The sequence below is a fragment of the Solibacillus sp. FSL W7-1436 genome (assembly GCF_038007305.1).
Classification (GTDB): Bacteria; Bacillota; Bacilli; order Bacillales_A; family Planococcaceae; genus Solibacillus.
The window spans coordinates 1867455-1889585 of the sequence record NZ_JBBOWV010000001.1 but is presented as its reverse complement, the minus strand read 5'-3'; the positions used below and the strand labels follow the sequence as shown (position 1 = coordinate 1889585).

General features: G+C 34.8%; 18 protein-coding genes and 1 pseudogene. 7 read left to right on the top strand and 12 right to left on the bottom strand.

All coding sequences use genetic code 11. From position 1 onward, the window contains the following. The first annotated feature begins 180 nt into the window (after positions 1-180). The gene (locus MKX73_RS09480) at positions 181-2370 is read left to right on the top strand and encodes a DNA topoisomerase III (protein WP_340717213.1); all 2190 of its coding nucleotides are present in this window, start codon (positions 181-183) and stop codon (positions 2368-2370) included. A 52-nt stretch (positions 2371-2422) separates the two neighbouring features. Here the strand turns inward: MKX73_RS09480 and MKX73_RS09475 are convergent, their stop codons facing one another. Both MKX73_RS09475 and MKX73_RS09470 read right to left on the bottom strand, forming a co-directional pair. Then, the gene (locus tag MKX73_RS09475) at positions 2423-3223 is read right to left on the bottom strand and encodes an abortive infection family protein (protein WP_340717212.1); all 801 of its coding nucleotides are present in this window, start codon (positions 3221-3223) and stop codon (positions 2423-2425) included. A gap of 942 nt (positions 3224-4165) precedes the next feature. Beyond that, positions 4166-5443: an IS110 family transposase gene (locus MKX73_RS09470; protein ID WP_340717204.1), complete on the bottom strand. Its 1278-nt coding sequence runs from the start codon at positions 5441-5443 to the stop codon at positions 4166-4168. 166 nt (positions 5444-5609) lie between these two features. Between MKX73_RS09470 and MKX73_RS09465 the strand changes: the two genes are divergently transcribed. Further along, positions 5610-5828: a hypothetical protein gene (locus tag MKX73_RS09465; RefSeq protein WP_340717211.1), complete on the top strand. Its 219-nt coding sequence runs from the start codon at positions 5610-5612 to the stop codon at positions 5826-5828. A gap of 258 nt (positions 5829-6086) precedes the next feature. Here the strand turns inward: MKX73_RS09465 and MKX73_RS19890 are convergent, their stop codons facing one another. Beyond that, complete coding sequence (locus MKX73_RS19890) at positions 6087-6176, bottom strand: HNH endonuclease (RefSeq protein ID WP_445783327.1); 90 nt, start codon at positions 6174-6176, stop codon at positions 6087-6089. Positions 6177-6690: 514 nt separating this feature from the next. Next, a complete protein-coding gene (locus tag MKX73_RS09460; RefSeq protein WP_340717210.1) occupies positions 6691-7446 on the bottom strand; it encodes a DUF4145 domain-containing protein in 756 nt (251 codons plus the stop codon). Between the two features lie 388 nt (positions 7447-7834). Here MKX73_RS09460 and MKX73_RS09455 point away from each other — a divergent pair, with 388 nt between their 5' ends. Then, positions 7835-8605, top strand: coding sequence for a hypothetical protein (locus MKX73_RS09455; RefSeq protein ID WP_340717209.1), 771 nt, complete (start codon positions 7835-7837; stop codon positions 8603-8605). Between the two features lie 427 nt (positions 8606-9032). On the opposite strand, the gene MKX73_RS09450 is transcribed toward MKX73_RS09455, so the two are convergent. Further along, complete coding sequence (locus MKX73_RS09450) at positions 9033-9536, bottom strand: hypothetical protein (protein ID WP_340717208.1); 504 nt, start codon at positions 9534-9536, stop codon at positions 9033-9035. Positions 9537-9712: 176 nt separating this feature from the next. Between MKX73_RS09450 and MKX73_RS09445 the strand changes: the two genes are divergently transcribed. Both MKX73_RS09445 and MKX73_RS09440 read left to right on the top strand, forming a co-directional pair. Continuing rightward, positions 9713-9943 (top strand): helix-turn-helix transcriptional regulator, encoded by a 231-nt coding sequence (locus MKX73_RS09445; RefSeq protein ID WP_340717207.1) that lies wholly within the window; start codon positions 9713-9715, stop codon positions 9941-9943. After that, positions 9930-10346 carry a hypothetical protein gene (locus MKX73_RS09440; protein WP_340717206.1) on the top strand — a complete coding sequence of 139 codons (417 nt, stop codon included), beginning with the start codon at positions 9930-9932 and terminating at the stop codon, positions 10344-10346. The genes MKX73_RS09445 and MKX73_RS09440 overlap by 14 nt, the downstream gene beginning before the upstream one ends. Before the next feature lie 303 nt (positions 10347-10649). On the opposite strand, the gene lepB is transcribed toward MKX73_RS09440, so the two are convergent. Together lepB and MKX73_RS09430 are read right to left on the bottom strand one after the other, a co-directional pair. Beyond that, positions 10650-11213, bottom strand: coding sequence for a signal peptidase I (gene lepB / locus MKX73_RS09435; RefSeq protein WP_340717205.1), 564 nt, complete (start codon positions 11211-11213; stop codon positions 10650-10652). A gap of 1470 nt (positions 11214-12683) precedes the next feature. Beyond that, entirely contained in the window at positions 12684-13961 is a 1278-nt protein-coding gene (locus tag MKX73_RS09430; protein ID WP_340717204.1) for an IS110 family transposase, read from the bottom strand. A 671-nt stretch (positions 13962-14632) separates the two neighbouring features. Between MKX73_RS09430 and MKX73_RS09425 the strand changes: the two genes are divergently transcribed. Then, a complete protein-coding gene (locus tag MKX73_RS09425) occupies positions 14633-15517 on the top strand; it encodes a hypothetical protein (RefSeq protein ID WP_340717203.1) in 885 nt (294 codons plus the stop codon). A gap of 120 nt (positions 15518-15637) precedes the next feature. On the opposite strand, the gene MKX73_RS09420 is transcribed toward MKX73_RS09425, so the two are convergent. The 5 genes from MKX73_RS09420 to MKX73_RS09400 form a co-directional block, all read right to left on the bottom strand. Continuing rightward, positions 15638-17206 carry an IS1182 family transposase gene (locus MKX73_RS09420; RefSeq protein ID WP_340715958.1) on the bottom strand — a complete coding sequence of 523 codons (1569 nt, stop codon included), beginning with the start codon at positions 17204-17206 and terminating at the stop codon, positions 15638-15640. A gap of 806 nt (positions 17207-18012) precedes the next feature. Continuing rightward, the gene (gene tnpA / locus MKX73_RS09415) at positions 18013-18486 is read right to left on the bottom strand and encodes an IS200/IS605 family transposase (RefSeq protein WP_340717202.1); all 474 of its coding nucleotides are present in this window, start codon (positions 18484-18486) and stop codon (positions 18013-18015) included. Between the two features lie 269 nt (positions 18487-18755). After that, positions 18756-19121 carry a topoisomerase gene (locus MKX73_RS09410; RefSeq protein WP_340717201.1) on the bottom strand — a complete coding sequence of 122 codons (366 nt, stop codon included), beginning with the start codon at positions 19119-19121 and terminating at the stop codon, positions 18756-18758. 45 nt (positions 19122-19166) lie between these two features. Continuing rightward, positions 19167-20138, bottom strand: a complete 972-nt coding sequence (locus MKX73_RS09405) for an anti sigma factor C-terminal domain-containing protein (RefSeq protein ID WP_340717200.1) — start codon at positions 20136-20138, stop codon at positions 19167-19169. After that, positions 20122-20634 carry an RNA polymerase sigma factor gene (locus MKX73_RS09400; RefSeq protein WP_340717199.1) on the bottom strand — a complete coding sequence of 171 codons (513 nt, stop codon included), beginning with the start codon at positions 20632-20634 and terminating at the stop codon, positions 20122-20124. Before MKX73_RS09400 ends, MKX73_RS09405 begins: the two co-directional genes overlap by 17 nt. A 293-nt stretch (positions 20635-20927) precedes the next feature. Between MKX73_RS09400 and MKX73_RS09395 the strand changes: the two are divergent. After that, positions 20928-21923 (top strand): annotated as a pseudogene (locus tag MKX73_RS09395) (IS1595 family transposase); the annotation flags it as partial. Positions 21924-22131: the final 208 nt, after the last annotated feature.

Genomic DNA, 22131 nt, shown 5'->3' with positions numbered 1-22131 from the left:
TTAATCTATAACCTAAATCCTTTTTACTCATTGAATAGACCCACCTTTCTATATATGTTCAAATATACTACAAAACAAAAATAATGTTAAAAAGTGTATATTTTGATATTGTATTAAGAAATTTTTTTATTTTATACGTTATGCTATATTAAACACAACGAAGTACGAAAGGATGTTTATATGGCTAAGAGTGTAGTATTAGCAGAGAAACCTTCAGTAGCACGCGATATTGCGAATGTGCTGAAGTGTCATAAAAAAGGTAATGGATTTTTAGAAGGAGACAAATATATCGTCACGTGGGCGTTAGGACATTTAGTAACACTAGCAGATCCAGAAAGCTATGACGAAAAATATAAGAAATGGGATTTAGCTGATTTACCGATGCTACCAGAACGTCTGAAACTAACAACAATCAAGCAGACAAGCAAGCAATTTAATGCGGTAAAATCACAGCTTACACGTAATGATGTCAAAGAAATTATCATTGCAACAGATGCAGGTCGCGAAGGCGAACTAGTTGCTCGTTGGATTATTGATCGTGCGAAAGTAAATAAGCCGATTAAACGCTTATGGATTTCATCTGTAACGGATAAAGCGATTAAAGAAGGCTTTGCAAATTTAAAACCAGGTAAAGCATACGAAGACTTATATCATGCAGCAGTAGCACGTAGCGAAGCTGATTGGTTTTTAGGATTAAACTCAAGTCGTGCTCTTTCTACTAAATATAATGCACAGCTGAACACTGGCAGAGTTCAAACTCCAGTAGTAGCAATGGTTGCAGCACGTGAAGATGAAATTAAAAACTTCAAAGCTCAAACGTACTACGGTATTGAAGCACAAACAAGAGAATTAAAATTAACTTGGCAAGATACAAATGGCAATTCACGCAGCTTTGCAAAAGACAAAATTGATGCAATTGTTAGCACATTAGATAAGCAAGATGCAAAAGTAATCGTCATTGACCGTAAACCGAAAAAAGCGTTCTCTCCAGGTCTGTATGATTTAACTGAATTGCAACGTGATGCTAATAAAATGTTTGGCTATTCTGCAAAAGAAACGTTAAACATTATGCAAAAGCTGTATGAATCACATAAAGTATTAACGTATCCACGTACAGATTCACGTTATTTATCATCAGATATCGTTAGCACCCTTCCAGAGCGCTTAAAAGCATGCGCTGTTGGCGAATATCGTACGTTGGCTAACAAAATATTGGCGAAGCCTATTAAAGCTTCTAAAGCATTTGTAGACGATTCTAAAGTGTCTGATCACCATGCGATTATTCCAACTGAAGAATATGTGAACTTCTCGGCGTTTTCAGATAAAGAACGCAAAATTTATGACTTAGTCGTAAAACGTTTCTTAGCAGTATTGTTCCCTGCCCATGAATACGAGCAATTAACTGTACAGGCTCAAATCGGTACGGAAAAATTTATTGCTCGTGGAAAAACAGTCATTACAGCTGGTTGGAAGGAAGTTTATTCAAATCGCTTTGATGATGAAGAATCAAACGAAGATGTAAAAGAGCAGCTATTGCCTCGTCTTGAAAAAGGCCAAGTATTAAAAGTAAATCTACTTGCGCAAACATCAGGTCAAACAAAGGCGCCTGCACGCTTTACAGAGGCTTCTATCCTGTCTGCAATGGAAAACCCTACAAAGTATATGAACACGCAAAACAAGCAGCTTGCAGATACGTTAAAAACGACTGGTGGATTAGGGACAGTAGCGACACGTGCAGATATCATTGAAAAGCTATTTAATTCATTCTTAATTGAGAAGCGTGGTAAGGACATTCATATTACTTCTAAAGGACGTCAGCTGCTTGATTTAGTGCCGAATGAATTAAAATCTCCTGAAACAACGGCACAGTGGGAACAAAAGCTTGAGTTAATTGCTAAAGGTAAACTGAAAAAAGATACATTTATAAACGAAATGAAGCAACATACCAAAGAAATAGTAGCTGACATTAAAAATAGCGATAAAAAATTCAAGCATGACAATATTTCAACAAAGTCTTGTCCTGATTGTGGTAAGCCAATGCTTGAAGTGAACGGTAAAAAAGGAAAAATGCTTGTGTGCCAAGACCGCGAATGTGGTCACCGTAAAAATGTATCACGCGTGACAAATGCCCGCTGCCCGCAATGTAAGAAAAAGCTAGAGTTGCACGGTCAAGGCGACGGTCAAATCTTCGTATGTAAATGCGGTTACCGCGAAAAGTTATCTGCATTTGAAGCACGTCGTAAAAAAGAAGGCGGCGGCAAAGTGGACAAACGTAGTGTACAGAAGTACTTGAAACAGCAAGAGAAAGAAGCGGAGCCGATTAATAATGCATTTGCGGATTTATTGAAAGGATTAAAATTAGAAGATTAACTTTAAAAAATCCAAGGAGAATAACTCCTTTGGATTTTCTTTGTTTTTATAATTATTGCCTAATAGAAGTCTCTTCAATTTCTTTCTCTAATTCATCAATAAATTTTAATAGTGAAATAACATGATTACAAATTAGCTTACTTTCAATTTTATTTAAAATTATATTATCATGGGCAAAACTTTCTTCGTTTCTGACAGTGTTAAAATTATTTAGGATATTAGTGTTTGTTTTTATAATTTGTAAGGTCATTGTTGATTGGATTAAAAGATTACTTTCAAGAAACAATCGATATTTAGCTATCAAAGTGTGTAGTGCATCATGTTTCTCAAAAAGTAAATTATGTTTAGTACAAAGATTTCTAAAGAATCTTGTACTAAATGTATGTAGCCTATCCAATGCCAACTCTGCCTGATTATTAGCAACATTGCGTTTTATTTCCGCTGCTAATAAGTTAATAGAAGTATTATCTAATCCACTTATGTTTTCCAAACTATCAATAGGTTCAATTATTGAACTCCCCTGTAATTTCTCTAATACAAATTTACATTTTTCGTACGTTCTTAATTCGTCATCTGTAAATTCTTGATCAAACAACAACTTTTTTTCATGCCAATACTTAGTTAAATCAAGTAATAATTTATGCGTATGGTAATCCGATTCTAAAGACCAAAATTTCCTTAAGCGCTTAGCTTTAGATACATATTCATCATAATTCCCTGAAAATATATCGATCCCTGTAGACTCAATAACAAAAATTTGAAAGCTATCGTTAGAGAAGTCTAAAACATATCCTCCTGACATATCAAATAACTTTTCAAACCAAATTAAATCTGTCTTTTGTAATGAGCTCATCTGATTCTCCCAAATTAATTAGAATTAATTCTGTTATTAATATTTTTTCGGTAAGAAATGTGAATTGTGCTACTTAATCCACTATAAACTACTAGGTAAATGATGAATTTCTGTTTTTATACAATCTTCAGTGAGTGTTAATGTTGCTCCCTCATTCCATACATTTACACCATTAAACCCATATGTCTGTGCTTTAGTTTAAGATCTATTATGTTACATACTTATTTGTCTTCTTCACTACAACTTACAATGCATACCGGAGCACTTAGGAATGAGCAATCTTTATTATGAGTTATCAATAGAAGAATTAGCTACTTTTTAACTATTATATAAATAAATACATATAAGAAAAAGATAGGTAAAGTCCGTTTCTAACTGCACCAGGATAGGTACCACCATGACCTAGATTTAAAAAAGTTTCTTCAAAATATCTTCTCCCTTTACGCTAATATTAGTAGTATAAAAATATATTTAAATTTAGAAAATAGAACAGTATAATAGTCTTACCACATAGAGTTTCATATATCATTTTAATCTTTCCTCCCTCTATAAATGTTGATATATCAATGGCTTGCGCCATTTTTGAATGTCCAAAAAATAATTTTTGACACATACATCTATCGTTATTTTGTAATTCTTGATTTATTTAACATTATGTCCGAACGCTTCGCTAAAGGACAAACCATTATATGGTAATGTTTCTCCTAATCCAGTGCAGTATTTTGATGCACTTTTGGATCTCTGCGTAGCTTATGATGACGGACCCTCCCATGTCTCTAGGCGTCTTTTTGCGCGTACATTCCTTCGTTCGGTCTATTCATAAGGCAGAGGCTGGCGATGCTCCTTTGTGGACTCAATTGAATTCATTCAACGGTCGGATGGTGAAAATAATGCCGGCTTCTCCGTGTCATCCTCTTGTTTTTGACTTCTGTTGGTGGCGTTTTAGGCAGCCGTTTGAAGACGGGCGAAATCGTTCATCATTTGGTGTTCGTTAAACAATGTTTTTCTCTTGCACAAGGCATGTAAAACTTTCAATAACTTGCCACACAGTACCACAATTGATTGCTTCTTTCGGAGCGGATTGACCGTGCGCGTTGTGTAATATTCATGTAATTGCTTAAAGGCTGGATTATGCAAGATTAACGGCATCATGACTCGGAACAGAAGGGCGCGTAGTTTTCTTCTACCTCGCTTGGAAATCCGTTTTTGTCCTTTTTGCTGACCAGAAGAGTTTTCACGCAATGTGAGTCCCGCTAGTTTAATTAATTGGCGTGGATGTGTATATTGCGCTAAAGAACCAACCTCTGATAGTAAATCGACAATCGTGACATCCCCGATTCCAGGTACCGATGCTAAATATTCATATTCCATCATTTGTTTGGCTAGCTCTACGAGCTGAGCTGTTAATTCGTCAAGTTGAGCGTGCATCAATTTATGCTGTGAAAGAAGCGTGGCGATTTCGAATTTGGCCATCACTAAACCTTCTGTCAGCCCAATTGAGCTTTCTGCAACCTCGACTAATTGCTTTGCCTTAGGTAGCTGTGGGCTTTTCATGCCGTCTACCTGGCGATATAAAAATAGTAATTCTTCTGGTGATTTTCCTACAATATCTGTTGGCAACGGTGTCATTTCGAGCACCGCATAGGCCATTTTCCCAAAGCTTTTAAACACTTGTGTGAATTCAGGGAAAAAGCGATCCAACCAACGAATAATGCGATTTTGTAAGGCATTTAAATCTTCTTGAATCTTTGAACGTAATGTTGCTCCATTTCGTAACTCAGCCTCGATTCCTTCGAGATGACGGGGATAGCTGAAACGACCGTCTCTCATAAGGCGAGCAATGACTAGCGCATCCTTTTGGTCATTCTTCGTTTGCAGGTTGTCATCTAATTCCTTCGAGCGATTAACGTGCATTGGATTAACCATTACGAATGGAATTCCATAGTTCGTCAAAAACGCAGCTAAGTTCATCCAGTAATGGCCTGTTGGCTCAAACCCAATGAGAATTTCTTGTTTGTCATAAGCTGCTTTGAGCGCCATTAGGCGTTCATAAAAGTTTTCAAACCCAATACGTGATTGCATGATTGGAAATGATTTTTGGAGCACACGACCTCGATCATCAATTGCACAAGCATAATGTTTATGTTTAGCAATGTCGATGCCGATAACTAGAGTATTTTCAGAAACTTGATTAATTTTGTCATTCGTATTAAAATTCATTGGAATGGGTCCTCCCTGTAGATGTATGAGTCAATGACCGTTGACACTCAAGCATCATACAGGAGGGCTTTTTTGTTTTCAAGTCCCCGAAAATCTTTCTAACAGGAATGCTCCTTATTTGTTTTTGTTTACCTTATATAAATTAAAAATAAAAAGGATGATAAGAATGATAAATTTCGAAACAGCTCAAAAGGATATTTTTAACCTAGTATCTCCATACAGTAATGGCAGAGATAACGATAATCTGATGAAGCAAATAATCGGTCCATATATGGTGTTTTATGCGAATGTGTTTAATCGACGTTCAGGACGTAATTATAAATTTAGTCAGCTCGATGTTGACATTATGAGCAACTATGTTATTTCTGTTTTGATGAGTCGATAATCTATCTTCTCTGTGTGGTGGCAGCTACTAGCTTTTGTTAGTAGCTGTTTTAAATAGAAGTTGACATTTTTCGTTAATAGAGTAAAATATTTTTAGATATTAGCAAGGAGGGTTGAGCGAAAGCTTAAATCCTACCCTTCTTAAAGGGTGAAGCCCATGGAGTTCAAACTAACCCTTGAGGTCAAGTTATCTCCAAATGTAGCAATGCACCTTGCTATGCTACTGAAGCTGTTTGGTCTTTAAGACCAGCAGCTTTTTTTATTTTTCCCTTCTCCTCTTTTTTTCTGCTTCAGTCTTTTTATTGTGGCAATCATGACAAAGCGACTGTAGATTACTTAAGTTCCCAATTTCCCTGGCCTACACAATGAGATCGACACCCCCTTTTCGATTGATAACAGGTGTCATGGTTCCATTCTCTTTACACGTCACAAATAGAAAGTTATCTCGAATCAGTGCTTGCTTCCTTACTGCTTTCCACTCTTTTGAGTTGTAGAACTTCACATGCTCCTGGTTTCTTACTCACTGTTATACTCACTTCTTTCTTGGTGCCCTCTTCAATATGTATTTCGCAATAGCTTCTCTTGTAAGGTTGGAACTACCTATCTTATTGCATGGCTTAAATGGTTTTTTTCATCTTATCACCTGCTTTATCTAAAACCGTAACCATAACACAACGGAACACACATTCTATTTGTGAGCACAAAAAAAGATAGCATGAAGCCATCCTTTTAAATCATGTTATATTTCAAAATGACAAAAAACAGTAATGTACCAGTCTTTGTCGGAGAGCTATTGACTATCACCATACGTCTATGGAATTCAGACACTTAATAAGTCCCCCAAGCTCTTACCTAGCGATAGATTATTTTTCTTGCTTCTTTTTATCTCTATTGAATATCCCTTGCAGTTTGCCTGCTGGAAGTGTTTCATAGAATGATTTGATTTTCTTTTTCTTCGTAATCAATTCCTCGACCATAATATTGATTAGGTCAAATAAAAACAGTACTATACTTTCATCATCCGTGAGATCTATTTCACCTGGATGGATACCTTCGTTTCCGTACACGCGAATAGCATCAAGCCCCTGTTGGATATGTTCTGGAATATCTTTCTGAACTAGCTCGCCGATCATATTATTTATTGAGCTCTTCTTTATCTGGTATTCTTCCAATTGAGGAATCATTATTTCAATTGCAAGTCGAAGTAATGCAGCCGAAGCCCTAGGAGAATGTTTGTACACCCCCATTGCTTCACGGTAGATTCCTTTAATATTTTTAGGCATGTCCTCGTTTGGTTCAGGCAGATCTGTGGTAAACGGGAAAATGATATTATGGTTTTCCCAAACCGAATAGTTATAGCAATGGCTACATACTGATATCTCCAAGTGCCACTCTTTAATAAATACTCCTGGTTCACCGCTTGGCTCTTCAGTACGTATTGCCCTTGAACCAATACTTTTTCCTTGTGGTATATTTGATTCATCGACAAAAATCTCGGTAGTTCTGTTTTGAAGTTTCCCTACCCTGTGCCACGTTTGAGGAGCAACTACTTTACATCTTGGACAATGAAAAGCATCCCGATGGAATTTTGGTAAATGTTCTGTTGGAATTTGTTGCATTCACTTCATCCTTTTTTACCACTATTATACAACAATAGTCAAAATAGGTGGAAATAATATCTATTTAGTATTTTTTATATTCAAAGTTTTCATGTTCGGTAAGAATTTTGTGTTTAAAAAATCTTTAATTTCTCCAATACTCTTTTACATTATCTTTTAAATAAACTTTCACCATGTTTCGAGTGTTTCATATTTCCTTCTTTTAAATTTTACTATTAATCTTTTCTCGTAATTATCGTTCATTTTACTTCACCATTTTTATATATAACAAATCCCTCGATTTTTAGGACATATTTTTTGAAATTCCCCTCACAATAATGGATACTTTTTCCTAAACTATAATTATGGTATTTTAGCTATAGGACGTTTATCAAAAAGGAGGAATGTTATGCACATCTATAAGCAGAATGATCGAATCTACTTTCACGATACTGAACAGCGCATTCTGGGTTACACCGACTTTAAAGAAGAATTGTGGGCAGACATTCAAAAGGTTAAGTGGAGGATCATATGGGGCAAAATTAGGGCTAACGGCAAGCGAAAAGGCTATATCGGGACTTCTTCAACCAAGTTTGGTAAATACAAGAAACTTCATCAATTGGTCATGATTCATTGGTACGGAAAAAAAGCCATCGAAGAAGCATATGAGAAGAAGTTTATTGTTGAACACATGGATAACGATTCGTTTAATTGTTGCATCGATAACTTAAGTTTTGCACCCGATAATGTGAATAAAGCAAAGGGGCTTACTTATGATATTGAACGTGAGGAAGCGATTCCCATTGTTGCAGTAAACATGTTCAAGGATTTTGATACTCAAAAATTTCAAATTACTGTTGGTTTCAATAAACCTATGTATCAGGTTAGTGAACAAGGTTATATAGATGTAACAGCGCTAAAATTAGTATACAAAAATGATTTCAGACGCACCCTTTTAGATGCACAAGAAATACTGTATGAAGTGATAAATAATGGATTATTAGACACTGGTAAGCTTCATCATCTCGACTATAAAGCAGAAAGAACCATCCTTACTGTATTACAGGATGGTGAAGAAGGCGCCTCGATGATTCAAAGAAACGGAGAATGGCTACTTGTGTTAAATGAACATACTAGACTTGTAAAAGTAGCCCCAGATAAAGACCTTTATCAAAAGTGATTCCTTATATATTTAAAAGTAGTTTCTGCTCTATAGGAAACTACTTTTTTTTTAAAAAAAGCCGAGTACTTATACTCGACTAACCTCACGAGAGTTGAATTCATTGGCTTTTTGTAGCTTTTTAATAAAGTTTGATTAAAAGTAAATTGTAAACGCTGATTTTATACAGAAAGATACCAACTGTTTTGAAACAAAGTTTGATCAAAACAGTTGGTTCTTTATTTATCGAGTTTGTTTTTTATAAAAAAGTTTGATTATTTCGGGATGCGAATATTCAATTAAAGCGCCCATTTAATGGAATAACTTACTTAATTTTTATTGAACTACCAAAAATGCCCCGTAAAAATTAGTTTAGTGTGTGTCTAACTTTTACGGGCATTTCAACTTTATAGGTGCTTTCTTTTATAAGTTCTAACACGTCGTCCCTTTATTCTTCTGCTGTTTCTGCGGCTTCTAATGCTTTAATGGACTCGAGAATATTAGTGTTTGTTGCTTTACGTGGAGCTGTTGGAAAAACATCATTCGTTGGTAATGATGCAATTGGTTCTCCATTTTCTTCTTCTATATGTATAGTCGTTACATCCTTATCTCCTTGTACAATAATTGTGTAATATTCATCCGATTTAGGATATTCTTCTAATGGCTCTTTAATTAAAGTCGTTTCTTGCAGCATCTTTAAAAATTGTTCGAAATCCTCTCCGAAAAGGGCAATTTGTTCCGCAACTTTATCGAAATTTTCATTATATTTATCGATATAAATTCCGTTATACGAACCAGTTAAAGTATCTGCGAGATCAAGCGTTTCGTCTTGTACATTCGTGTTTTGTTCTGTATTCGTATTCTGTTCTGCATTTGGTGAAGTATTTTCTTGTTCTGATGAACAGGCAGTTAATAAAAATAACGCCAATCCTACTGTATATATTTTCTTCAATTTCCTAATACCTCCTTGAAAATTACCGCTTTACCATTTACGCACTTTTCAGTCAAAAGGATGATGAATTTAGTCCATTTTAGCAATGGTAAATCTTGTTGATTTGGAAGAAACCGAATGTTATATTATGAAATATACTTCATATGAAGCAAACTTCACATTTTAAGGGTGGTAAATTGATTAACAAACTAAAAGAACATCGTCATGCATATGAGTTAACCCAAAATCAGCTAGCAGAACTGGTGCATGTATCTCAAAGAACCATTATTTCATTAGAGAAAGGGCAATATAAACCTTCAATTCTGTTAGCCTATCGGTTAGCATTACTTTTTAACACGTCCATTGAAGATTTATTCTGTTTGGAGAAAAATAAGCATCAGGAGGATTTAGAACGTGAAAATTTATAGTTATAAGAGATTATGTAGTGCTTTATTATGCTTTGGAATTACTTTAGCTGCAATTATTGTTCAATTTTTAAAAGGTTTTAGTATTGAACTTACAGTTTTTTCTGTATTACTTTTCTTACTATCCTTTAGAGATTTTGGTAAGAGCCTTTCAAAAGATGAACTCAAAAAAGATTTAATTGAAGAACGAGATGAAAGAAATCAAATAGTTGCACATCGTAGTGGTGCAACTGCATTTAAAATTGTTTTAAATACTTCCATTGTTATGGAAATAATAATAATTGTTTTATATGGCATCCTTAAAGAGGCTATGTTATTGCCAGCTATTTTAGCATTAAGTGTTGTTATAACGATTTCCTTTGCTTCTAGCATATTTAGTTATAGTTACTACGAAAGACGTCTTTAAATTTTGTTGATAAATAGAGTGGGCAATACACCAAAAAGGCACGAAGGGGTTGTTAAATCAACATTTGTGCCTTTTCGCTTGAACTATTGATTATACAGTTTTTTATACAAATTGCACAAACAGTTGAAGTAGCAGCGTTTATACTTGCAGAGCATGTTCATAAAATTGCATAAAAAATTGAATAACATATTTCTTATCGTTGAAAATGCTATTCAACAATATGGCCCTATAATTGAATAAAGCGCTTTTCTTATTCAAGAAAAGCGCTCAATAGTTGAAGTTTATTTTACTGTTTAAATAGATTTATCTAACAATACCTAAATTATCAAATGGATAGAATCTAACTTTGGCTGTTCCTAGAACTTTATCCATTGGTACTAATCCTACATTTGGATCTCTGCTATCAGTAGTTTTTCTACGATTATCTCCTAAAACAAATAAATAACCCTCCGGTATTTCTTTATAGCCTGTTAAAGATTCTAAATTGAAATTGTATGTTAGTGGAGCATGATCTGTTAATTTTTCTTTATATTCATCTAAATAAGGTTCTTCTAATGCTTCACCATTAATATAAAGGATATCATTCTCGTATGAAATAGAATCTCCCGGCAAGCCCACAACGCGCTTAATATAATCTTCACCAATCGGCGCTTCAAATACTATGACCTCAAATCTGTCTATACCAGATATTTGCTTACTAAATTTATTAATAATAATTCTGTCTCCGTCCTCATATGTTGGCATCATTGAAGAACCATCTACTATAATTGGTGAAAAAATAAATGTTCTTATAGCGATAACAAAAACAACTGCTACCGCAATAGCTATAAACCAATCTAATAATTCTTTTTTCTTTGATTTCTCCAAAATAACAGCGCTCCTTTAATTACTCTAAAATAAATCATTTCTTCTTTCACTGTTCTGTCGTGTTAGAAGTAATAGTTTACTTCACAATTTAACCTTAATTGTAACATAAACCCACCACTTTTTTGAGACGTTATTCAACTAAATGGCCCTTTAATCGAATAACTTTATTATCACTTAATTCAAAACGGTACAACTTTTTATAAACAGTTCAACTTTATTACAAAGCTACAATATGCAAAACGGATGAACAGTTTGAAACATACGCAAGTTTATTTGCACTTACCTACTGGCCCTATCTTTAATCCTACATTACTTTGAACATGAGGCGAGGCACTCGTGCAATCACATCTGTACTACAAACAGCTTTGGATGAATAGACGTTTAATTCTCAAAAATCGTTGAAAGACGATTGATATTGTATTGGAGGTACAGAAAATGAACGAGAGAGAAATCCCCCCCCTAAGTTACATTTCTCTTAGTTCGCTCTTATTATCCTAAGCAGGTTTTTGAATTGAATAAGTATTATAGATAAGATTACAATGTTTAGGTTTGGCTTTATTTTTATTATTTTGGATCTTATTTTATTAATAAATCAAATGGAAAAACTTACTTCAAATCTACATCTATATTAGCACAAAAAGCAAACAGCCCATTCATTAGAATGGGCTGTTACGTTACTAAAGTGGTGTTTGCGATTGTTATTTGTATGTATATCTATAACTCGAATAATTCAACGAATGCAAAGTTATTTTGAATGGGGTGTTTCTTTAAATCGTTTTAACAAAAATAAGATTAAGTTGAAAAAAACTAATGTAAAAAGAAAGAGAAAAAGATTGTCCCCCCACTGAATTCCGTTACCAATATATATATCTTTTATAGTCATACATATAAACAAAAGACTTGGAAATACCAGAGCACGTATATATTTATTTGTAATAATATACTTAACCTCCTTCTAGATGGATTATTTAATATCAAACTAATTATGCTATAGCCATACTCTAGTCCAGACAATTAAAACAAAAGATGTTGTTAATCAAAAAGGGTTGGCATCAGCAGGTTGTTCTCCTCCCTCTATAAATGTTGATATATCAATGGCTTGCGCCATTTTTGAATGTCCAAAAAATAATTTTTGACACATACATCTATCGTTATTTTGTAATTCTTGATTTATTTAACATTATGTCCGAACGCTTCGCTAAAGGACAAACCATTATATGGTAATGTTTCTCCTAATCCAGTGCAGTATTTTGATGCACTTTTGGATCTCTGCGTAGCTTATGATGACGGACCCTCCCATGTCTCTAGGCGTCTTTTTGCGCGTACATTCCTTCGTTCGGTCTATTCATAAGGCAGAGGCTGGCGATGCTCCTTTGTGGACTCAATTGAATTCATTCAACGGTCGGATGGTGAAAATAATGCCGGCTTCTCCGTGTCATCCTCTTGTTTTTGACTTCTGTTGGTGGCGTTTTAGGCAGCCGTTTGAAGACGGGCGAAATCGTTCATCATTTGGTGTTCGTTAAACAATGTTTTTCTCTTGCACAAGGCATGTAAAACTTTCAATAACTTGCCACACAGTACCACAATTGATTGCTTCTTTCGGAGCGGATTGACCGTGCGCGTTGTGTAATATTCATGTAATTGCTTAAAGGCTGGATTATGCAAGATTAACGGCATCATGACTCGGAACAGAAGGGCGCGTAGTTTTCTTCTACCTCGCTTGGAAATCCGTTTTTGTCCTTTTTGCTGACCAGAAGAGTTTTCACGCAATGTGAGTCCCGCTAGTTTAATTAATTGGCGTGGATGTGTATATTGCGCTAAAGAACCAACCTCTGATAGTAAATCGACAATCGTGACATCCCCGATTCCAGGTACCGATGCTAAATATTCATATTCCATCATTTGTTTGGCTAGCTCTACGAGCTGAGCTGTTAATTCGTCAAGTTGAGCGTGCATCAATTTATGCTGTGAAAGAAGCGTGGCGATTTCGAATTTGGCCATCACTAAACCTTCTGTCAGCCCAATTGAGCTTTCTGCAACCTCGACTAATTGCTTTGCCTTAGGTAGCTGTGGGCTTTTCATGCCGTCTACCTGGCGATATAAAAATAGTAATTCTTCTGGTGATTTTCCTACAATATCTGTTGGCAACGGTGTCATTTCGAGCACCGCATAGGCCATTTTCCCAAAGCTTTTAAACACTTGTGTGAATTCAGGGAAAAAGCGATCCAACCAACGAATAATGCGATTTTGTAAGGCATTTAAATCTTCTTGAATCTTTGAACGTAATGTTGCTCCATTTCGTAACTCAGCCTCGATTCCTTCGAGATGACGGGGATAGCTGAAACGACCGTCTCTCATAAGGCGAGCAATGACTAGCGCATCCTTTTGGTCATTCTTCGTTTGCAGGTTGTCATCTAATTCCTTCGAGCGATTAACGTGCATTGGATTAACCATTACGAATGGAATTCCATAGTTCGTCAAAAACGCAGCTAAGTTCATCCAGTAATGGCCTGTTGGCTCAAACCCAATGAGAATTTCTTGTTTGTCATAAGCTGCTTTGAGCGCCATTAGGCGTTCATAAAAGTTTTCAAACCCAATACGTGATTGCATGATTGGAAATGATTTTTGGAGCACACGACCTCGATCATCAATTGCACAAGCATAATGTTTATGTTTAGCAATGTCGATGCCGATAACTAGAGTATTTTCAGAAACTTGATTAATTTTGTCATTCGTATTAAAATTCATTGGAATGGGTCCTCCCTGTAGATGTATGAGTCAATGACCGTTGACACTCAAGCATCATACAGGAGGGCTTTTTTGTTTTCAAGTCCCCGAAAATCTTTCTAACAGGAATGCTCCTTAAATAATATACTATTTTTTACATAAATAACACTCCCAAAATTATTTCTGGGCACATTTCAGTGCTTATTGCACAAAAGCATCCGTTACTTACACAAATTTTTAATACTTATCTCTGTTTTCTTCCCAGAAAGGGTCTTTATTCTTTCACTTGAGATTTTCTCCACTTATTACGCCATACTGCTCATTAGCCCTTCCCAAACTAACGTTTGTTAACATTTCTTAAAGGATATTATTCCCCAATCTGTCCCTATTGCTGCCTAAGTAAAAACCTGTACTCTATACAGGTTTCTATTGAACTTAATTATAGAATATCAATCTTTATTATAAAATACCCTATCAAAAGCATCGTTTCCCCAAGATCATCCTTGGAAATAGACGGCTAGGTGTTTAATAAGTTGAAAAACGGAAGATTAGATTTTTATAAAATACAGAGAAATTCCTCATATTTATAACATTTCTCTAAATATTCAAAATTAATAAATATTTTTGATTATTATATACATCAAAACCAATAGATGATATATTTGTTAAAAATAGTAAGGAGGATTTATTTCATGAAAAAAATATTTTCAATAGGTATAGCTCTAATGTTAGTACTTTATACTCAAACCATTTCGGTAGGTGCAATAACGCTTGATAACCAGTCGAACTCTGAGATTTTCAAAGACCTTGATAATCAAACAAATCCTGAAATTTTTTCAGAAGAATTCATTGATGAGAATGGTAAAAATAATAGACTGGTGACAGAACAAAATGAAGATTATGTAATTGTTTCTTTATATATCGAAGGGGAATTAGAACAACAAAGTATCGTAAACAAACAAACCAGAGAAGTTACGGGTTTTTCAGAATATGGTGAAAATCATTTCGAAAAAGAACTACCTGATCTTATAACAGTAGGAGAACAGTCAAATAATATTCAACCATTTGCTGTTGGATCGTACTCGAAAGTAGCAGAAAGAAAATCGGTTTCTAATGCTTTATGTACTAAAGTAGTGACAGCTATTTTATATGAAAAAACAACTAATTCGACAACAAGTAAATACAACCTTCACTACTCTAAGGCAGAATTATTAACAACTATATTAGCATCCATTGCTGCTGCTGTTATCCTAAAAACCCCTTTAACACTAGCCAATCTTGAAGCACTACTTGTTGGAACAGGAACTAGCGTGGCAGGAAGTAAGATTTTGAAAGCTTTTGATGGAACTTTCCAAGTTAAAATTCAAGTTAAAGATTATTACGCAAACATTGGCAGTACTAAATATTTTACAAATAAGATAACAAAAGAAACTATGGTTATATTTAACCAAGCAACTGCTAAAGATGCTTCAAGAGTAATAGGGACGCATGTCTCTGCTTATGGAAAACCAACAGATTACCAAGTTATGTTGAGTCAAGCAATTGTCAATTGGGGTAATGCGACACAATGTAAATAATAACTGTTGAAAGTTATGAAAGGGGTTGGGACAGAATTAGTTCCAGTTTACGCAAAAAGAGAAATTGCACAATGCAATTTCTCTTTTTTGCGTTTTATAAAGAAAATATTGGAAGAGGTGTTATCCTCTTACCGCATACTTCCTTAAATTTGTGGCCATTAATGCCAAACCTATTTCGTTAGTAACTTTCGATTTTCCACGAACAGAAAATCGACGGAAACACAAATTAGCCTTCAAGAATCCAAAAACTGGTTCCACGTCGATTTTACGTCGACGATAAATGGCAGCCGTTTTTTCTTCTGAAAGCTTCACTCTTACTTCTTCTTTTTGTTTTTCCCATTTCTCATTAATCATGAGTCTACGATTTTTACCTTCTGCAGCTTTTGTACATTTTGTACGGAAAGGACACCCTGTACATTCCTCACATTCATAGATTTTAAATTCTCGTTGGAAACCCGATTTATCTGTACGAACAGAGTTATATTGGAATCGTAATCTCTTTTCATTTGGGCAAATGTAGACATCGTTTTCTTTCTCATACACCCAATTACTTGTCTTAAAAGGATCATTTTTATATTTTCGCTTCTGTTCGTTCAAGTATTGATTAAATGTAATGAGTGGAGTTCGTTTGCGTTTGTTAAGAATATCATGGTAATTCTGTTCACTGCCGTATCCGGCATCCGCTACAATATGTTTTGGTAACTCGAAATAATTTTCTTCAATTTGACTAAGAAATGGAATAAGTGTTTTCGTGTCTGTTGGATTTGGAAATACATCGTACGCGAGTGTATATTGACCTTCTGTAGCGATTTGTACATTATACCCTGGCTTCAATTGGCCGTTTTGCATATAGTCATCTTTCATCCGCATAAATGTTGCTTCATGATCCGTCTTTGAATAACTGTTACGTGTGCCAAACACTTCAAAATCTTTTTGGTATTTCTGCTTTCTTATGATCCAATCATGTACTTGTTTGAGGATTTGCTTCGGTGTTTTTCGTTCGCTACGTAATCTTTTTCGCTCAATGACATCTTCAGAATGTTCTATTTTGCTTGTATAGTCGTCGACTACTTCTTCTAGGTGATGTGCTACTTGAGTTAACTCTTCTATCGATAACTGCTCATCACTTTCACGTTTGATTTCAGGAATAATTTGATGTTCCAATAACTCATCGTAAAGTTTATTTGATTTTTCTACGAGGTTGGTATGATGTTTTTCCACTGATTTTTTCCAAACAAATGTGAACTTATTGGCATTTGCCTCAATCTTTGTGCCATCGATAAAAATCGCTTCTTGATCGATGAGTTTTTCTTCAACTAGCTGACAGCGGAATTGTACAAAACATTGGCGAATGAGTTCCTTCATATTGGGATGTACACGAAAACGGTTAATAGTGCGATAACTTGGTTCATATCCTTGGGCAAGCCACATCATACGGATACTGTCTCTTGTCAGATCCTCTATTTTTCTTCCTGAAAAAGTGGATTGTGTGTAACCGCATAAAATCAGCTTTAGCATCATACGTGGATGATATGATGGACAACCAGTATGGTGAATAAAAGGAGCGAAAGCTTCGTTCGGAATGCTTTCGACCAAATGATGGATAGAAAAGGCAATATCATTTTTATGTAACTTTACTTCTAAATCTAGCGGTAATATAATTTGATTCATGTTATAATCTTTAAACATAGGGACACTTCTTTCGTTTGAAATTTGGTTGTAGGATACTTAAATTTTAACAGAGAATGTCCTTTTTTCATGCCTGAAATTATGCAGAGATTTACTTGATATAGAAGAAAAATTAGTTGTTCGGAGTGAAGGCGGCGACTCCCAGGGGACAAGCACGTGGGAGAGACTACAGGCTCGAGCCGTGCCCCCAGGAAAGCGTCCGCCGTAACGGAGAACAACGACTACATAGTAGACACATAATAATAAAGCCGTTCAAACTTTACTCATCGTAAAATTTGAACGGCTTTTGATTTTGAGGCGGGTTTTGTCCCACCCCCTTTTTAGTTGTAATAAGTTGTGTCGATAACTGCACCAAAATATTATAAGAACTAATATAAAAATGATAATTTCAAATATTCTAGTACAGTTAATTTTTGCTGGGGAATCGTATCGCCGAGAGCAAAAAATGGAAAACCCTGTTTATCATTACAGGATTTTAATCAAACTTTATTTAAAATTATTGAACTTTTTTATATTATCAATAACTAAAGCATAAAAAGTTATAAAATAACAATGTTCTTTTATATATGTCTTGTATGGGCGGCAGTACACTAGCGCCACAGTGACGGTTTATACTTATGAAGCGCGGAATATTACAGCGGAACGTTGTTCAACAATTTGGCCTTATAATTGAATAAATAAAAACCACCAGTTGAACTGGTGGTTTTCTCTGCGCGTGAAACGCTGGGTTACTGGCCCACGTCTAAAGACGCTCTGAAAGGTCTGCCAACCGCACTACGTTTCCGACTACCGCTAAAGCGGTGTACTTATTTTTTTCTTCGATTTAGTTCTTCCCCTGTGAATGGGTCAATAAATTCTTTCATCGTCATCTGATCTTCGAGCAGATCTTCCTGCAATTGATTCTTTATATATTCTTGAATGACTTTTCTGTTTCTACCTACCGTATCCACATAATATCCTCGACACCAAAATTTTCGGTTGCCATATTTATACTTCAAATTGGCATGTCGATCGAATATCATCAAACTGCTTTTCCCTTTAAGATACCCCACAAACGCAGATACACTAAGCTTTGGTGGAATACTCACTAACATATGTATATGATCGGGACACGCTGTAGCTTCAATAATCTCTACGCCTTTTCTTTCACACAGTTGACGTAATATTTTACCGATATCTGCTTTTATTTTCCCATAGATTATTCTTCTTCTGTATTTTGGCGCAAACACGATGTGATACTTACAATTCCATGTTGTATGTGCTAAACTTTTATTATCCAATATTGGAGCTCCTTTCGTACGTAATCGGTTGACCAGACCTGATTTTATTGTACGACTGGAGTATTTTTTTTATCCATAGCTAAAAGCTTTTTAGAACCCCCCGCATAGCAGGGGGTTTTCGTTTCCATAAATAAAGCACTTTTCTTATTCAAGAAAAGCGCCCAGTTTGTTGAAGATTAATATTCCCATTCCTAAAGCCTCTTTAATTTAAGCACATTTAAAAACTACCTTAATTTTCAGTGCTTTATATATTTTTAAGAACTTCAGTGTTAATATTCCTCGATCTTTATTTTCATTTTTATTTTTTCTTCGCTGGTTGTTTCTGTTTCAGAAACATTTTCAATAGAATCTTCAACTATTTGTTGAATCATTGTACCCTCAATGTCTGTATCCTTGGGGAAACCAACTGAAACTGCAAATTCAGCAGCACCACCACTTAACATTATTGCAAGTGAATCACTATCAAGATCCGTTTGTTCTGTAATGGATAATATTATTTCATTTTTTAATTCAGCAAATAATTTATCCATAGAAACTACCACTTCCTGCTCGCTTTCTAATACCTCGGTGTTATTACATCCAACTAACAAGATTGAACATAATAAAATTCCTGAAATTATAGTTTTTTTCATCATTTTTAAATTCACCTTTCATAAAAATATTGCTTATTTCACTACAGTTTAATATTGATCTATTGTTGCTCCTAATGTAGCGCTGCGAATCATGGATTCATCACTAAATTTTATTAACTCACTTGGTTTACCTGTAACAATCACTCCAATTATTTTCAGGTTTTGTGGTTCTAGTTTTTTTTCGCCGTGATTAGTTATGTTAGTTAAAATACGCTCTGCATCTTTTTGATAATCACCACCATCTTCCTTTACCTTCTCTAAGGTTGATATAAAATTTGAAGCAGAATAGGCTTCTGCCATTCGGTTATATAAAAAGCCATATGCTTGATCACCAGAAATAGTAGCGTCTCGGATATCTTCAACTTTGTTTAATTTATTTTCATTTTCTATTTGATCTTGACTATACGTATCTACCCAATACCATGCTAATTGTTCTTTAAATACTTCATTTACTTCCTCAATAGAATATCCATCATCAAACGAAAAAGCCATTTCTACCACCTTGTTATCATCAATCTCATTTAGTAACTTTCGATCATCATATAGTTGCTTATAATTTATATGTGGATGAAAAAATTCAACGACTCTTTCCCCTTCATAGTACATAGGGATTCGCTCATCATCTGAGAAACCGTACCCAGAAGGCCCGATAGCTGAAATAGGTCGAGATGTTCCCAAAATAGTAAAAACTTTTTCCTGTTCGCCCCATGGAATTGGAACACCTGCCACTACCTTTACTAAAGTCGTTTTTGCTGTTGCAGAAGTTAAAGAATAATTAAATGTAGTACCTCGCTCTTCAATGTTGGCTCCCATTACTCCGTTCCAAGTCGAATCTAAGCTTGTCTCTTTTTCCATTTTTGTAGTCATTACTCTATTGCCAATAAAATAAAGCCCAAATAAAACGATGAGACTTATAACAAATGAAATGAGCACTATTTTTACAATAGAACGTTTTCTTGCTTTTTTTACCAAGTTCTCAAATTCAAAATCCTTAGGGAAAAATTCATTTTCCTTGTCCATTTTCATACCTCCTATATTGTTCTATAAATTCTTTTCTAGCCCTATAGAGAATAGTCTTCACAGACCCTTCTTTCATGTTATACAATTCTGCTATCTCATTTAATTTAAGTCCTGTGCTATATTTCAGAAGAAGTAACTGCGTGTATTTTGGATTTAATTTATTTAAAATTTCATGTATATCTCTTTCTAGTTCATTTTGTATGAGGATTTTTTCAGGTGTTTCTTCCTCAAATATTTCCTGTACATTGAATTTCAATAATATATCTCTTCGTCTAGTTTTCTTACGCGACAAGTCGTAATATTGATTTACTGCTACTCTAAATAGCCAACTTTGGATATTAACAATATCGATTGAATCTATGTATATTAAAAACTTATACGCAGTATCTTGGATAATATCTTCTGCATCTTCTTTTGAAGCACCCATTTTTATTAGGTATGAGTAAACAAATCGTAGTATCTCATTTAATTTTTTCCCCATCATGGAATCATTCATTTCAAACCTCCCACCTTTAAAACGTTTGAACACTAAAAAGGTTAACAAAAAAATTACAAATTTGGATTAACTCTTTTCCTAGACAGACATCTGTTATCTGTAATTAGTACAATTCTTTTGTTAACCATCATTAATGACGGTTATCTCCACTTAATCCCAATAAACTTTAGTATGAGTATGACCCATTAACTGAAAAGGGACGCTTTCCTTATTCAAGGAAAGCGCCCAGTTTGTTGAATAACATAGGTAGTTCCTGGTGAATCTTTTCATTCATTTAGATTAAAGCCCCTTGAGCAGAGAAACATCGATTACGTGAATATTTAATCGATGCACTGACTGCATCAAGTTCGACTGGAACAGTTCTTCACGAAATATCTGAACGTAAAAATAAGAATGGCTATCAATGTCCAGACTGTGAACGGAACATATTGTACATTTCGGTAAATACACAACAATCGTTGATGGTGAAGAAGTTAAAAAGCAACGCTATCGTTGTAAGGCATGTAAAAAGACATGTACCCCTCACAAATACAGTGCTTTATCGAACTCGTCACCTTAACCAGTGGATTAAATTTGTTGAATGTATGATAGAAGGTTACTCTCTTCGTAAGTCTGCTGATTTAATTGGGAACATAACTCACGTCACACTATTTTATTGGAGACACAAACTATTATCCTCATTGAAACAAATCGAAATATCAAATTTCGAAGGTATCGTTGAAATGGACGAGACCTATTTCCTGTATTCAGAAAAAGGACAGAGAAAAATTAAAGGTCGGAAACCTCGAAAACGTGGAGGTTCTGCAAGAAAGCGTGGAATAAGCAATGAACAAGTATGTGTATTGGTTGCGAGGAACCAAGATAAGACCACTTTTTCAGAGATATTAGGAATGGGTAGATTAACCAAAAACCAATTAGACAAAGCTATTGGGCATAAACTTTCGGATGGAAATGTATTATGCACAGATTCTTGCCGTGCATTCAAAACATATGCCGATGAAAAGGGTATGGATATATATCAATTCAAGTCCGATGGTAAAGTTCGTACAAAGGGACTTTATCACATTCAGAACGTTAATAACTACCACCGAAGACTTAAAAGCTGGATGCAACGTTTTAACGGTGTTGCCACCAAATATTTAAACAATTACCTCGCTTGGTTCCAAGTATTAGAAAGCATTCAACATCAAAGAAATGAAGTCACGATGAAGGACTTGATAATTAGAGGAAATTTAATACAAAATATGGAAACGTATGATACACTTAGGTTAACTAAATTCGCTGTATAAACACTGATGCTTCTTCAACTAAAGGGGCAGGATTGTTCAAAAAGAAGTTAATAGATATTCATTCACTGTAAAATAAAATAAAGATTGTTTATATTTTGGGGGAATAAATGATAAATTTTTTTAATGAGATTCGTAGACCAATAAAAATATTGCTATCAAGAAAATTGTATTTCGCAAGTTAAATATGAGCCAATTGTTAATTAAAATA

Coding starts and splice junctions, on each gene's coding strand:
- MKX73_RS09455 (WP_340717209.1), top strand. CDS start 7,835: ATGCACATCTATAAGCAGAATGATCGAATCTACTTTCACGATACTGAA.
- MKX73_RS09420 (WP_340715958.1), bottom strand. CDS start 17,206: ATGTTTAAAGATTATAACATGAATCAAATTATATTACCGCTAGATTTA.
- MKX73_RS09430 (WP_340717204.1), bottom strand. CDS start 13,961: ATGAATTTTAATACGAATGACAAAATTAATCAAGTTTCTGAAAATACT.
- MKX73_RS09400 (WP_340717199.1), bottom strand. CDS start 20,634: ATGAATGATTCCATGATGGGGAAAAAATTAAATGAGATACTACGATTT.
- MKX73_RS09470 (WP_340717204.1), bottom strand. CDS start 5,443: ATGAATTTTAATACGAATGACAAAATTAATCAAGTTTCTGAAAATACT.
- MKX73_RS09460 (WP_340717210.1), bottom strand. CDS start 7,446: ATGCAACAAATTCCAACAGAACATTTACCAAAATTCCATCGGGATGCT.
- MKX73_RS09405 (WP_340717200.1), bottom strand. CDS start 20,138: ATGGACAAGGAAAATGAATTTTTCCCTAAGGATTTTGAATTTGAGAAC.
- MKX73_RS09425 (WP_340717203.1), top strand. CDS start 14,633: ATGAAAAAAATATTTTCAATAGGTATAGCTCTAATGTTAGTACTTTAT.
- MKX73_RS09475 (WP_340717212.1), bottom strand. CDS start 3,223: ATGAGCTCATTACAAAAGACAGATTTAATTTGGTTTGAAAAGTTATTT.
- MKX73_RS09480 (WP_340717213.1), top strand. CDS start 181: ATGGCTAAGAGTGTAGTATTAGCAGAGAAACCTTCAGTAGCACGCGAT.
- MKX73_RS09465 (WP_340717211.1), top strand. CDS start 5,610: ATGATAAATTTCGAAACAGCTCAAAAGGATATTTTTAACCTAGTATCT.
- MKX73_RS09410 (WP_340717201.1), bottom strand. CDS start 19,121: ATGATGAAAAAAACTATAATTTCAGGAATTTTATTATGTTCAATCTTG.